The sequence below is a fragment of the Streptomyces sp. NBC_00683 genome (assembly GCF_036226745.1).
Lineage (GTDB): Bacteria > Actinomycetota > Actinomycetes > Streptomycetales > Streptomycetaceae > Streptomyces.
Window position 1 is genome coordinate 999696 of record NZ_CP109013.1, and the last position, 12676, is coordinate 1012371.

Annotated in this window: 18 protein-coding genes; 9 read left to right on the plus strand and 9 right to left on the minus strand. The window is 68.8% G+C overall.

Translation table 11 applies throughout. The annotated features are described in order from the left end of the window. Positions 1-110: 110 nt before the first annotated feature. Positions 111-728: a hypothetical protein gene (locus tag OG257_RS04475; RefSeq protein WP_329204917.1), complete on the minus strand. Its 618-nt coding sequence runs from the start codon at positions 726-728 to the stop codon at positions 111-113. A 354-nt stretch (positions 729-1082) separates the two neighbouring features. Between OG257_RS04475 and OG257_RS04480 the strand changes: the two genes are divergently transcribed. The 3 genes from OG257_RS04480 (at position 1083) to OG257_RS37210 (ending at position 2356) form a co-directional block, all read left to right on the plus strand. Beyond that, positions 1083-1457, plus strand: a complete 375-nt coding sequence (locus OG257_RS04480; RefSeq protein WP_329204918.1) for a hypothetical protein — start codon at positions 1083-1085, stop codon at positions 1455-1457. A 190-nt stretch (positions 1458-1647) separates the two neighbouring features. Further along, positions 1648-1989: an ArsR/SmtB family transcription factor gene (locus tag OG257_RS04485; RefSeq protein ID WP_329204919.1), complete on the plus strand. Its 342-nt coding sequence runs from the start codon at positions 1648-1650 to the stop codon at positions 1987-1989. A gap of 163 nt (positions 1990-2152) precedes the next feature. Then, a complete protein-coding gene (locus OG257_RS37210) occupies positions 2153-2356 on the plus strand; it encodes a helix-turn-helix domain-containing protein (protein WP_443054551.1) in 204 nt (67 codons plus the stop codon). Between the two features lie 193 nt (positions 2357-2549). Here OG257_RS37210 and OG257_RS04490 read toward each other — a convergent pair whose 3' ends face one another. After that, positions 2550-3515, minus strand: a complete 966-nt coding sequence (locus OG257_RS04490) for a pirin family protein (RefSeq protein WP_329204921.1) — start codon at positions 3513-3515, stop codon at positions 2550-2552. A 123-nt stretch (positions 3516-3638) separates the two neighbouring features. Here OG257_RS04490 and OG257_RS04495 point away from each other — a divergent pair, with 123 nt between their 5' ends. Together OG257_RS04495 and OG257_RS04500 are read left to right on the plus strand one after the other, a co-directional pair. After that, complete coding sequence (locus OG257_RS04495; protein WP_329204922.1) at positions 3639-4022, plus strand: tetratricopeptide repeat protein; 384 nt, start codon at positions 3639-3641, stop codon at positions 4020-4022. A 9-nt stretch (positions 4023-4031) separates the two neighbouring features. After that, entirely contained in the window at positions 4032-4937 is a 906-nt protein-coding gene (locus OG257_RS04500) for a DUF2199 domain-containing protein (protein ID WP_329204924.1), read from the plus strand. Positions 4938-5002: 65 nt separating this feature from the next. Here OG257_RS04500 and OG257_RS04505 read toward each other — a convergent pair whose 3' ends face one another. Both OG257_RS04505 and OG257_RS04510 read right to left on the minus strand, forming a co-directional pair. Then, the gene (locus tag OG257_RS04505) at positions 5003-5713 is read right to left on the minus strand and encodes a TetR/AcrR family transcriptional regulator (protein WP_329204925.1); all 711 of its coding nucleotides are present in this window, start codon (positions 5711-5713) and stop codon (positions 5003-5005) included. A gap of 27 nt (positions 5714-5740) precedes the next feature. After that, positions 5741-6496 (minus strand): SDR family oxidoreductase, encoded by a 756-nt coding sequence (locus OG257_RS04510; protein ID WP_329204926.1) that lies wholly within the window; start codon positions 6494-6496, stop codon positions 5741-5743. A gap of 146 nt (positions 6497-6642) precedes the next feature. Between OG257_RS04510 and OG257_RS04515 the strand changes: the two genes are divergently transcribed. Continuing rightward, on the plus strand, positions 6643-7155 hold the full coding sequence (locus OG257_RS04515; RefSeq protein ID WP_329204927.1) for a GNAT family N-acetyltransferase: 513 nt from the start codon (positions 6643-6645) through the stop codon (positions 7153-7155). Between the two features lie 99 nt (positions 7156-7254). Here OG257_RS04515 and OG257_RS04520 read toward each other — a convergent pair whose 3' ends face one another. Continuing rightward, complete coding sequence (locus OG257_RS04520; RefSeq protein WP_329204929.1) at positions 7255-8031, minus strand: CbtA family protein; 777 nt, start codon at positions 8029-8031, stop codon at positions 7255-7257. A gap of 26 nt (positions 8032-8057) precedes the next feature. After that, positions 8058-8273: a CbtB domain-containing protein gene (locus OG257_RS04525; RefSeq protein WP_329204930.1), complete on the minus strand. Its 216-nt coding sequence runs from the start codon at positions 8271-8273 to the stop codon at positions 8058-8060. Between the two features lie 277 nt (positions 8274-8550). Here OG257_RS04525 and OG257_RS04530 point away from each other — a divergent pair, with 277 nt between their 5' ends. Beyond that, the gene (locus tag OG257_RS04530) at positions 8551-9153 is read left to right on the plus strand and encodes a histidine phosphatase family protein (protein WP_329204932.1); all 603 of its coding nucleotides are present in this window, start codon (positions 8551-8553) and stop codon (positions 9151-9153) included. On the opposite strand, the gene OG257_RS04535 is transcribed toward OG257_RS04530, so the two are convergent. Both OG257_RS04535 and OG257_RS04540 read right to left on the minus strand, forming a co-directional pair. Further along, entirely contained in the window at positions 9068-9787 is a 720-nt protein-coding gene (locus tag OG257_RS04535) for a 4'-phosphopantetheinyl transferase family protein (RefSeq protein ID WP_329204934.1), read from the minus strand. The two genes, OG257_RS04530 and OG257_RS04535, sit on opposite strands and share 86 nt — an antisense overlap. Further along, complete coding sequence (locus OG257_RS04540) at positions 9784-10689, minus strand: metallophosphoesterase family protein (protein WP_329204936.1); 906 nt, start codon at positions 10687-10689, stop codon at positions 9784-9786. Before OG257_RS04540 ends, OG257_RS04535 begins: the two co-directional genes overlap by 4 nt. A gap of 442 nt (positions 10690-11131) precedes the next feature. Here OG257_RS04540 and OG257_RS04545 point away from each other — a divergent pair, with 442 nt between their 5' ends. Both OG257_RS04545 and OG257_RS04550 read left to right on the plus strand, forming a co-directional pair. Continuing rightward, entirely contained in the window at positions 11132-11575 is a 444-nt protein-coding gene (locus tag OG257_RS04545; protein WP_329204938.1) for a subtilase-type protease inhibitor, read from the plus strand. 462 nt (positions 11576-12037) lie between these two features. Next, complete coding sequence (locus OG257_RS04550) at positions 12038-12265, plus strand: DUF5133 domain-containing protein (RefSeq protein ID WP_329204939.1); 228 nt, start codon at positions 12038-12040, stop codon at positions 12263-12265. A gap of 29 nt (positions 12266-12294) precedes the next feature. Here the strand turns inward: OG257_RS04550 and OG257_RS04555 are convergent, their stop codons facing one another. Continuing rightward, positions 12295-12567 (minus strand): hypothetical protein, encoded by a 273-nt coding sequence (locus OG257_RS04555; protein ID WP_329204940.1) that lies wholly within the window; start codon positions 12565-12567, stop codon positions 12295-12297. Positions 12568-12676 lie beyond the last annotated feature (109 nt).

The window sequence follows — 12676 nt, forward strand, 5'->3', positions numbered from 1 at the left end:
GGAACCACCGCCACCATCTACCTCGCCGGACTTCACCTCGCCGCCATCTTCATCCGGTCAGCACGATGGTCCGGAACGGGCGCCCGTGATGCGCAGTCGCAGCGTCCTACTCAGTCGTCGAACCACACGACGAGGCGCACGTTGTCGTCACCGTGCCGTGTCGCGAGTGCCTTCATGGCTTCCCAGACGGGTCGCCACTCACCGGTTTCGGTCACGGCGTCCCTGCGGCGGATGGTGACTGATCTGTAGAGCGTGTCGCCGATGAGCCACTCACTTCCTTCGGGCCACTCCCGGTCTTCGCCTCTTTCAAGACCGACAGCCTCGGCAAATGCACGACTCCAAGAGGCCTTGCCCGTCATCCTGAGCCCGTTCGCAGTCCGGTGGAACTCATGGAGCCGGCTGTCGGGCTTCTCTGCAGGCTCGTCCCAGTCGACCGTCTTCACCTCGGCCCATGTGATCCATGTGGTGCTGTGAAAGCCATCCTCGCCGTACCACTCGGTCAGCTGCGCGATCCGCGCACTCACGGTGGCCGAGGCGTCGGCGGGCAGACCCCTGCATGCGGCCAAGGGGCGGAAGTTCGCGTAATTACGTACCCCGAAGAGACAACCGAACGCATCGTAGTCACGGCCCCCGTAAAGGGAGCCGAGGCCGTGCGCGGTGTACCAGGTCGGCTCCTGATTGTCCTGTGGCGCCCGATACTCGAGGAAGCCGCTGATGTCTGTACCCATGCCAGGCATTCTGCCGACCCCGTCAACCAATTTCGTCTGCACCGGAGCGACGACCTGCGCATACGTGAGCTGTGCCCTCCCTCCACGGCACGCCGGCCCTGTCCGAGACCGGGCGGTAGGGGGTGAGGCGATCAGCTCTCCGCCTGGTGAGGGCCGTTACGGCCACATCGTGCGGGCAACCAGCCCTGTGGGACCTCGAGGTGGCGGCGCATCTTAGGGCGTGGGCTCGTTTTCCGCCGAATTCCCGCTCTTTCCAATCCTGTTGGGCGCCGGTGGATAGCGTCTGAGATCACTACCTGGTTCGGAGGTCATGAAACGGGCCGGGTTCGTCTGAGGCTGAGGGAGCGAGTACCGATGTTGAGTGTGGAGACGTCTCTGAAGGAGGCGATGACCGCGATCGAGGGGAGCGTGGGGGTTGCTCTGGTCGACTACACGTCCGGCATGGCCCTGGGAACGCTGGGAGGAAGCAAGGACCTCGATCTGACGGTAGCCGCCGCGGGGAACACCGATGTGGTCCGGGCGAAGATCCGAACGATGGAGATGCTGGGCATCAGGGAGGACATCGAGGATGTGCTGATCACCCTCGGCAGTCAGTACCACCTCATCCGGCTGCTCAAGGGGCGCGGGGGCAACGGCCTGTTCCTCTACCTCGTCCTGGACAAGGGAAGGGCGAACCTCGCCATGGCCAGGCACCAGCTCAGACGCATCGAGTCGGAACTGGAACTGTAGACGCTTCTCCTGCTTCCCGGCCCCGCACGCCCACGAGTTGAAGAACTCTTCAACTCGGCACATCTGAAAGTGCTCAGCTAAGGGTGCAGGAGGTTCGGGAAGCAGGAGGATGGACGGACTGGGCGCCGAGGACCAGCAGGAATGGTTGTCGGCTCATGGAATGGTCGACCCGGGTGGGAGTGCAATTCGCATGCAGGTGCCGCTGTACCAGGCCAAGGCGGAGTTCTTCCGCATGCTCGGACACCCCGTCCGAATCCGTGTACTGGAACTCCTCCAGAACGGCCCCGTACCCGTACGCGAACTGCTGAACGCCATCGAGATCGAACCGTCCAACCTCTCCCAGCAACTGGCCGTACTACGCCGCTCGGGGATCGTCATTTCCATCCGCGAGGGCTCCACCGTCAGCTACGCACTCGCCGGGGGCGACGTGGCGGAACTCCTGCGGGCCGCACGGCGCATCCTCACCGAGCTGCTGGCCGGACAGAACGAACTGCTCGCGGAACTGAGGAACGCCAACTCCCTCGACGCCTGACCGCACGGCGCGCCACCGGGGCTCAGGCCTGAACCATCGGATCGGTCGGCGAGCACAGAAGGCGAGAGGCATTGCCCCGAGAGCCCTGTCACCCTCCGTCGCCGGAGGGTGGCAGGGTGCCCGTCCGGGCACCTGGCCTGTTCACCGGGTCCGCTCGGCGCAAATCACCGCCGATGATGCGCACCAGTCGCTCAGCGACCTGGCCCGCCAAACGGGTCTGCCCGTGCCGACCGTTCACCGCACGCTCGGTGAACTCCTCGCCCGGGGAGCCCTGGAGCACAATGCGCAGGGACGCCAGCGCGTCGGGCTACTTGCAGAAGCTTGGGGCAGGGCCGAAACCCGGCGGTTCACTTTGGGACCAATCTGATGACACGTCAGTAAGGTTCACGAAGGGTCAGCAAGTGTTTGATCAGACCGGGCCAACAGCTGCCAACACGTGCAACTGTCGGCCACCCGCGGAACCGACCCACGGCAGGCACAACCGCGTCCCCCCGCCGTACCGGCGAGGGGACGCAGCGAGCGCACGCAGCAGGGAGCGCCAGAGGGCACATCCCCCCAGCTCAGCGCACCCTTCCTCGCGGTTTCAGCGCCACCGGCGGCATGGCCGGAGCAGGCAGCCGGTCGCCGTCGTAGCCCTTCACCTCGCCGAAGCGGGGGCCTTCCATCCAGTCCAGCCGGGCCGCCTCGATCTCCTCGTGGGACCGCCCGATGAAGTTCCACCACATGACGATCTCCTCCTCGAAAGGCTCACCGCCGAGGAGCATGAGTCCGGCGTTGGAGACCGCGCGCAGGGGCAGTTCGGTCCGGCCGCAGCCGAGGTAGAGCATCGAGCCGGGCAGTACGGGGACGCCGTCGACCTCGGCCTCGCCGGACATGGACAGCACGGCGTACTCGAAGTCGGGATCGAGCGGCAGCCGGGCTTCGGCGCCGCCCGTCAGGGCCAGGTCCGCACCCACGATCGGGGTGTACGCCGTGCCGGGCGACGTGGCGCCGTCGAGTTCGCCGAGGATGACGGTTGCGGTGAGCCCCGGCGCGGTGACCTGAGGGAGGTCGGCGTGGTGCTGGAAGTGCGGTTCGACGTTCCTGTGGGCGTCGGGCAGGGCCACCCACAGCTGGGCTCCGTGCAGAAGCCTGACATGCGGCTTCGGGCTCTCCTCGGAGTGGCTGATCGCCCGCCCCGAGGTCATCAGGCCCAGCTCGCGCGGGCGGACCGTCCGGAGGCTGCCCAGGCTGTCGCGGTGCAGGACCTCGCCGTCGTGCAGCCAGCTGACCGTCTGCAGGCCCATGTGGGGGTGCGGCGGTACCTGCATGCCGGGCTCGTCGGCGATGTCGTCGGGCCCGTAGTGATCCACGAAGGCCCAGGCGCCGACCATGCGGCGGCCAAGGTTGGGCAGGAGTCGGCGGACCTCGGTGGACTCGCCGAGCTGAACATGCCTCGGCGTGAGGAGTTCACGCACCGGCTCGGCGACGACGAAGCCCCGTCCTCCGCAGACGGAGAGTGCGGCCTGGCGATCGAGATTGCTCATGGCGCTCAACCTATTCCCGTGCGGACGCGGAGTGCTGGTCCCCACGCCGAAAATTTAGTGGAATATTAAACTACACCCCTGTGTTGACGCGTCCGCAGGACCCGATTCGCTCCAGGAGGAGAAGTGAACGACACCTACTACGAGTTCGGCACCGCAGCAGACCGCTGGGACCGTGCGCAGATGTTCTTCGAGGCGAAGGAGTACCTGACCGCGGCGCGGATCCTCGACGGGCTGGTGGACGAGGCGCCGGACCTGGTCGCACCGCGGCTGCTGCTGGCGCGCGCCTACTACCACTCGGCGCGGCTCGCGAAGGCCGAGACAGAGCTGCTCGCCGTCCTGGAACGCGACCCGGTCGAGGAGTACGCGCGGCTCATGCTCGGTCGCACACTTGAACGCCAGGGGCGGACCTCGGAAGCGGCCCCGCATCTGCGGATGGCCGCAGCGCTGGCCGGGGAGTTCCGGGAAGGTCAGGACCCCGGACTTCGGGGCGGTGCGGGCGTTCCCTAACCTGGCGCTGTGACCAGCCATCTTCCGTCCTGTTCCTGCTGCGGCGACTCCCTCACGGACGAGCGTCGCATCGACGTCGGATTCAACCTGCCCGACGCCGCCCTCACCGCACCCGAAGGGTCCCGGCACCGGCTCGGCCCCTCCGCGCTGCTCCGGGTGGACGGCGTCGGCTCCTTCATCCGCTGTCTGCTGCCTGTCCGGCTGACACACGAGACCGAGCTGGTCCTGGGCATATGGCTGGAGGTCGACGAGGCCACGCTCCAGGAGGCAGACGAGCGCTGGGAGGACCGCAGTTACTCGGACCTCACCTTCAGGGGGCTGCTCTCCAACAAGGTCCGCCCCTGGGGCGACGACCTGCTGGGCGCCCCGTTCACCGCCCGGGTCGCCGATCCCGACGAGCTGCCCTACCTCGTCGCCGGCCACCACCCGATGGCCACCCGCGTCCTGGAGGACGTCTGGGACCGGGACCACGTCCTCAGCCGCTTCCCGCACCAGCTCCCGGTCGACGTCCGCACCGGCCTCGGCGACCGCTGGTCCGTCGTCCGCACCGCAGGCCTGACCGCCCGGTTCGCCGACGGAGCGGACCAGTTCGCGGGTCCGGACCGCAGCGCCGCCGTGACGGTGTTCGCTGACGACGTCCCGGGACGTTCCCCCGAGGACTTCCTCTCCGTACTGCTCGACGGCGCCCCCGACAAGCTGCCCGCGCAGCGGCTCACCGAGCCTCTGCCCGGCGGACTCCGCCACGCCTTCTGGCTGACCCCGGACGACCACGGCCGGGAGCGGCACGAGTTCTACGGCTTCACGGTGTCGGCCGTCGGCACCGCCGCCGGGCTGTTCTGCACCCACGAGAATCCCGCCGACCTCACCTGGGCCCAGCAGGTCTGGCGTTCCCTCGCTTGGTCAGATCCTTCTTGATCCGGCGACGTGTTGCATCTCTGCTCGGCATCGGCGGTACGTATCCGGAGGCAGGGACCGGCCGATCAGCTCTCCCCGTCCCCCTGCGCCGCATTCGACACCCGGTCCAGCCACTCGTTCATCAGGACCGATTCCGCGGCACTGAGGCCGGACCCCTTCGACCGGTTCAGCAGGGCACGCAACCGGACTGCGGCTGAGGGAACTTCGGCTTCCACCGGTTCGGCGACGCGCGCGTCCGGGGTGAAGACGGCGGCGTGCACAGCATCGCGTACGCGCGTACGCACGCTGTCGTCCGAGAAGGTCGCGGGGCGGGATACGAGCATGAGGGCGACACCCGTATTGGCCGACATGATCATCTGGGCGGCCAGTTCAGGAGTGACGCGCAGCTTTCCCTGTTCCGCTGCCCGCTCCAGGTCGCGGGTCAGGATCCGGTGGGACTCGAGCGCCGCGGCGGGCGGTGTGCGCATCGCCGGAGAGTTCATCAGCCGGTACAGGTTCGGGTTGCGCAGGGCGAACTCGATGTGGCTGTCCCAGCCGTTGCGGAGGTCCTCGACGGGGTCCGTGGACTCGCCGCGTTCCCGCTTCGTCGCCAGGTACGCGTCGAAGCCGTGGTCGACCACCGCCGACAGCAGCCCTTCCTTGTCCCCGAAGTGCCGGTAGAGAGCCGGTGCGCCGACCTGGGCCGCCTCGCATACGGCCCGGGTGGAGATGTCCCCGTCCGGGGACGCCGCGACCAGCTCGGCGGCCACTTCGAGGATGCGTGCTCGGGTACTCACCGCACGGACGCTATCAAGCCCGGTCCGTCACACGATCCCCCCGTTGGCGCGCAGCACCTGGCCGTTGACCCAGCGGGCGGGGCCGGCGAGGAACGAGACGACCTCCGCGATGTCCTGCGGCGTGCCCAGTCGTTCGAGCGGCGGCTGGGCCGCCATCCGCGCGATGGTTTCCTCGTCCTTGCCGTCCAGGAACAGTGCGGTGGCGGTCGGGCCGGGGGCCACGGCATTGACCGTGATGTCCCGGCCGCGCAGCTCACGGGCGAGGATCAGCGTCATGGCCTCCACCGCCCCCTTCGTCGCCGCGTAGGCGCTGTACCCCGGGATGGCGAGCGAGAGCACCGAGCTGGAGAAGTTGATGATCGCCCCGCCCTCACGGAGGCGTCGCGCCGCCTGCTGGTCCACGACGAAGGTGCCGCGGATGTTGGTGCGGTGCATCCGGTCCAGGGCGTCCAGGTCGGTATCGACCAGTGGTGCGAGCGTCATGACACCCGCCGCATGGACGACCACGTCGATACCCCCGAAGGCGGCTTCGGCCGCGTCGAAGAGGGCGGCTACAGCCGTCTCGTCGGCGACGTCCGCCTGAAACGCGAATCCCTCGCTACCTGCGGCGATGACCGCCTCGACGGCCGCTTCGGCCTCGGTCTTGTTGCCCGCGTAGTTGACGACGACCGCGAATCCGTCGGCCGCGAGCCGCTCGGCGCTCTCACGGCCGATGCCTCGCGAACCCCCGGTGACCAGAGCGACCCTGCGCGCCGTGGTGGTGTGCTGCTGTTGCTCACTCATGACCTGCTCCTGCGATAGGGGGGCCCTGGCCGTCTCCGCGACCCGACACCAAACAACGCTAACACCATCACGGTAGCGACGCTACGCACGCCGCGCGCCGAAACTCGCGTGCGTCGGCCCCTATCGAGGTGATACTCCGGGCTGTCATGGACAACCTCTTGACGACACGCCTCCTGCTGCACCCCCTGACCGCGGCCGAAGCCGCATCGGTGGAGGCGGGTGAACCGCCGGCAGGCACGCTCTGGGCACCCGGATACCCCGGGGACGGCGACCGCGGCGTCGCCCGCCGCTTCCTGGAGACCTGCGCGGACGCCGGCAGCCCCCAGCCGTTCGGCGCCTACGAGATCCGCCGCCGTGCGGACGGGCACGTCATAGGCGGCGTGGGCTTCCACGGAAGGCCCGATTCCGACGGCCGGGTGACGATCGGCTACGGGTTGATCCCCTCGGTACGGGGCCGGGGGTACGCCTCCGAAGCGCTACGGGCCCTTCTGGCCTTCGCGCGTTCCCAGGGGGTCGCGTCCGTGAAGGGCGACGCCGATCTCGACAACACCCGGTCGCACCACGTCATGGCAGCGGCCGGCATGCGGCTGGTCGGCGAGGACGAACGGCTCAAGCACTTCCGTATCGACTGGACGCGAACCGGCCGGCCGGACGCCTGACGAATGGACGCGGAGCTCGGCCCCGGGCCCGCACATGACGGAACCCGCCGGGAATCCCCGGCGGGTTCACGTGCCGTAAGCCCCTGCGGGGCTCGAGGGTCAGCTCACGGCATCGGCCGGGCGAGGTGCCGTACGGTCACCCGCCGACGACGCGGTACGGGCGGCCGGTACGAGAAGCCGCTCGGTCAGATAGCCGAATACGAGGCCGAAGGCGGTCCAGAGCGTCGCCTGGACGGCGAGCGTGGACAGACGGAACTCCCACAGCAGGCTGGCCGGGAAGTCCGTGCCGACCTCGTTGAACGAGGGCAGGAAGGCGTAGGCGAGCCCGATCAGCAGGACATAGCCGGCGCCTGCGGCAGTCGTCGCGTTCCAGTTGCCCAGTCGGGGTGCGAGACGTTTGCCGAAGATCACGGCGGCAACGGCCAGCAGCACGCTGAGCGCGACCATCAGGAAGAACATGCCGGTGCGCTGTCCGATGGTGTCGGGGTTGCCGACAGCCGGCGGGTTCGCCGGGTACTTCAGGAACGGCACGACGTACACCGTCAGGAGGGCCGCACCCGCGACAAGTGCGGCCGTAGCCCTCGGGCCGAAACTGCCGATGCGGCCGAGGACGTAGCAGAAGACGAGTGCGGCGATGCCGCCGATGGCCACGCCGAATACGAGGACACCGGTGGCGAGCCCACCGGTGGCCTGCATCGTTCGGCTGACGAGCTCCTCGCCGCCGCCGTGGTCGTGGGCGTGTGACTCTTCCAGCGCGATGGCGGCGTCCACGCGGGACTCACCGAGGAAGTAGGCCACGGCAAGGGCGAGCGCGCCGGCCACGAGGCCGGCCAGCATGCCGCGGACGAGCAGAGCTCTGACCGATACGGAGTTCATGGAACGTTCCCCTGATTCCCGGAGTTTCAGTGGCAGGGGAATCCGAGGAGGTGGCGTCCGTCGTGGACCCACTCGTGCACCGACTCGCCCGAGAAGACCGCGGTGGCGCCCTGCTCGGCTCCGACGAAGTACAGCAGGACGAGCATCAGGATGCCGAAGAAGACGGCCCAGGGGGCAATAGCCTTCAGGGAGATGGGGGTGATCGCGGGTGCGATCGCAGCTGGGGCAGCAGAATGTGCCATGGCAGAACCTCCTGTGGGAACACGCGTCCCTGTCGTGGTGCCTGAGACGAAGGTGCCGGGTCTGACTTTCCCGCAGAACGAGCGGGTACACAGTGGCGCGACCGTGCCGGATTCTCACCGGACTTCCGTTCACACCTCGTCTTGGTTGCCGCGACCATACCGCCTGTTGCTCGGGCGCCGCCACGGTGCGACCGTCCCGGTCGCGGCCCGCGGCCCGGGCCGTGTTCCCATGGGGCGCCTACGCATCGGGCAGTTGTTCAGGAAGTGGAGGCCGAGCATGACGGTACGGGTGATGTTGATCTCACCGGCCATGAATGCCGCGTCGAGGGAGGCGCGCTTCGAAGGTGACGCACCGTTGGACGAGGCAGGTCTGCGCAGTGCCCAGGACTCCGCCGGCGACGTACCGGGCGCCGACCGGTATGTGCGCGGCCCTTCGGAGCGCTGCCGGCAGACCGCTCAGGCGCTCGGGCTCGCCCCCCGTGCCGAACCCACGCTCCGCGACTGGCACATGGGGCGCTGGAGCGGGCAACGGCTGTCGGACGTGAGCGCCGCGGAACCCGACGCCGTTTCCGCCTGGCTGACCGACCCCTCGGCCGCCCCGCACGGGGGCGAGTCGCTCCTGGACCTGGCTGCCCGGGTGGGCAGTTGGCTGGAGACCCTGGCCGGGGACAGCGATGTGCGGGTCATGGCCGTGGTCGAGCCCGCGGTCGTCCGCGCGGCGGTGGTCCAGGCGCTGGCTCTGCCGGTACAGGCCTTCTGGCGGCTGGACGTTCCCCCGCTCGCGCTCACCGAGCTCAGCGGACGGTCGGGCCGGTGGAACCTGCGGTGCGGTCGCCCTCCGGAGGAACGCGAGGAACGTGGGGCAGGGCGATCGCGGTGACCGCGAACCCGTCCTGGACCAGCCACCTGCCCTCGAACGACCCCGGTATCCCGGGCGCCGTTCGCAACAGCTGCGCCGTGAAGGTGCCCCGGTGCCACGTCCCTTCCCCCCGGCGGAATTCGACCTCGGCCTCGTCGAAGTCGAGCTCGATGCCGGTGAGCGGGTACCACGTCTTGAAAACGCTCTCCTTGGCGCTGAAGAGCAGCCGGTCCCAATGGGGGGCCGCGCCGCCCGCGACCGGGCCGATCCGCCGCCGCTCCGACGGAAGCGAAATGGCCTCCCACACGTCGGCCGGCAGTGCTTCGTCCGGTTCCGCGTCGATGCCGAGTGCGCGCACTTCGGACGCCCGGGCCAGTACCGCGGCTCGGTAGCCCTCGCAGTGCGTCATGCTGCCCACGATCCCCTCGGGCCACAGGGGCGCCCCGCGGTGGCCGCGCAACACCGGCGTGGGAGGCAGCCCGAGGGCCGCCATGGCCCGTCTCGCGCAGGCGCGCACGGCCGCGAACTCGTGCCGGCGCCGGTCCACGCTGCGAGCGACCAGTTCCGCTTCCTCGGGGTAGAGCGTTCCCGCCGGAGCATCCGCCTCGAAGGTGTCCGCGCAGGCGACGTACTCGGGCAGCAGCTGCTCGATCACGCCTCGTCCCCCGGCCCGCCCGGGGGCTGTTCGCCCGTGTACGGAAGGATCTGACGCAGCACGCCACGGGGGTGGCCACGTTTGCGCCACTCCCTGGGGTAGCCGATCGAGACCTCCTCGAAGCGCACACCGTCGTACCAGGTCGTACGGGGGATGTGGAGATGCCCGTAGACGACGGCGGCGACGTTGAAGCGGCGGTGCCAGTCGGCCGTCAGTTCCGTGCCGCACCACTGGGCGAACTCCGGGTACCACATGACGGATGTGGGTTCGCGCACCAGCGGCCAGTGACCGGTGATCACCAGAGGGACGTCCGGGTCGTGCGCGGCGAGGCGCTCCTCGGTCAGCGCCACCCGCGCCCGGCACCAGTCGTCCCGGGCCGGATAGGGGTCGGGGTGGAGCAGGTACTCGTCGGTGCAGACGACTCCGGCCTCGTGCGCCTTGGCCAGGGATTCTTCCTTGGTCGTCGTTCCGGGGGCCCTGAAGGTGTAGTCGTACAGCAGGAACACGGGGGCGACGGCCACCGGCCCGTCCTCTCCCTGCCACTGGGGGTACGGATCCTCCGGTGTCGTCACACCGAGCTCGCGGCACACCTGGACGAGGTGCTCGTACCGTGCCTGTCCGCGCAGTCGTACGGGATCCTTGTCCACGGTCCACAGTTCGTGGTTGCCGGGGGTCCACACCACGTGGGCGAAGCGGCCCGCCAGCATTTCCAGTGCCTGTGCGACCTCCTCGGCCTGCTCCGCCACGTCGCCCGCGACGATGAGCCAGTCATCGTCGTGCGACGGGTGCAGCTTGTCGGCGATCGGGCGGTTGTCGGTGATCCCGAGATGGAGATCGCTGACGGCGAGAAGCCGGCCCCGCCCCGGCGGCGATTGGCGGGCGGGGTCGCTCAGTTGACTCATTGTTCGAATTTACCGTCCTGCTCGCTCCGCCGGGCCTCTTGTCCGCGGCGCGTCTCCGCCGCGGCACGGCTTCCGCGGCCGCCGTGGAACACCCTGCGGGATCGCCGTCCGACCTCGGCGGTCCGCTCCGAAAGCACGGCCTCAGGTCGACGCCGGATGCTGCTCAAGCACTGGTTTCCGGCCGAAGCCTGCGGTTTCACGCGAAAACCAGATCGGCATCATCGCAGGTCAGGCGTTAGTTCGCGGTTGTACCACTGCAATCTGTCCATATGGCGGACACCCGGCACGAGGCGTTCACACCACGTCCGAGCTGCCCGAACGGCCATTCGGTAGGTCCGCCTTGCAGGGGTTGGGCCGGAAAGAACTGATCGATGTGCGCTCACTCCCCGCAGGCGCAAGACTCCCCACCGCAATCACCACTTCACGTAAAGGAGCTTCACAGATGCGTTACAACCTCGGCAGATTCTGCGTAATCGCCACGGTATCCACACTGGTCCTGTCGGGCACGGCAGCCATGGGTGTCGCGCAGAACCGGCCCGCTCAGCCGACCAGCCTCTACACCCCGTCGGCCCTCGTCCTGTCGGTCGGCAAGGGCAGCGCCGACTCGGTCACCGTCCAGCGGGCCGTCACCCTGAGCTGTGCACCCCGCCCGCAGGGCACTCACCCCGCGCCCGCGGCGGCCTGTACCGAACTGCGCGCGGTCAACGGTGAGTTCGCCCGGTTGACCACGCCGCGGTCGCCCGGGAAGTGCACGCGTCAGTGGGACCCCGTCGTCCTCGACGTGACCGGTGTGTGGCAGGGCCGCAGCGTCTCCTGGTCTGCCGGCTTCGGCAATGCGTGTGAGATGCAGGCAAGCCTGGGCGAAGGACCGGTCTTCGCTTTCTGACCGAGCCGTCCGCCACGCGCGGCCGAAGGGCCCTCGGCCGGCGGGTGGCGCTGACCTGCTCACGATCGGACCTGCGCCATGGCGGTCGCCACCGCTCGCGGTCTCCGAAGTCAGCAGGGAACCTGCGCCGCCTCGGCCGGGTGCCGACTCTATACGGGTCGCACCCGGGCCGGAGCCGTGCTCGGGGCTCCGGCGCCGGAAGGACGACGGAGCGTCGCCCCGTCACGTACCCGCCCGCCCCCTCCCCCGGGCAACGGGGATCGGCCGCCTCCCGCGACTCGCCGCCACGACCGTCGCCACCTTCCCGACCTGCCGTCGGGGCAGCCTCGTTGCCCCGACGGCGGCGGCATCCGCACGACCACGGATCGAATCCGCGCGGGCAACCGGCGGGTGGTCTGGACATGAGGAACCGGGGTAGACGGGTCGCCGAACAACTCGTGAGCGAGCGAATAGGAGACTCCGGTGCTGATGGCCCATCCTGCGGTCCTGCAGAACCTTGTCGATCAGTACGACACTCTGCGCGTTCTGCGGGCGGAGGACGGCGATGCAGAGGTGCAACGACGAATGGACGACGTCGCCTACACGCTCTGTGTGGCCACGGGCACCCGGGACATCGACGCCGCACTCATCGCCGCACGCCACCAATTGCCCGGCGCGCGCCCCCAGGACGACTCCGTCCTCACCACCTGAGACCGTTTTTGAGATCTGTTGGTCGGGCGTCAGTATGGGCTCCGGCCAGCAGGCCACTGGTAGCCATCCGGCAGCTCAGTTCCATTGCTATCGATAACCGTGTAGTCGACGATCACCTTCGCGGGATCGCCGCCTTCGAAGATCCAGACAACCAGACGGTGCTTGACCGCAACCACCGTGAATTGGGGATCCGACACCTCATCAGCTGGCACAACGGTGAACTCGTCACCGGGCTTCAACCAGAAGACGTCACAGTACGGTTCGATGAAGAGGCAGAGGAGGTCCTCGCCACCGTTCTGCACGGGGAGCCTGTTCACTGACGCCGTCCCGGTGGCCGCTGCAGTAGAGGACCACCAGGATAGCGACCGGCAACCAAGCCACCCCGAGCTGCTGTCGGATACCTGCGGAGTG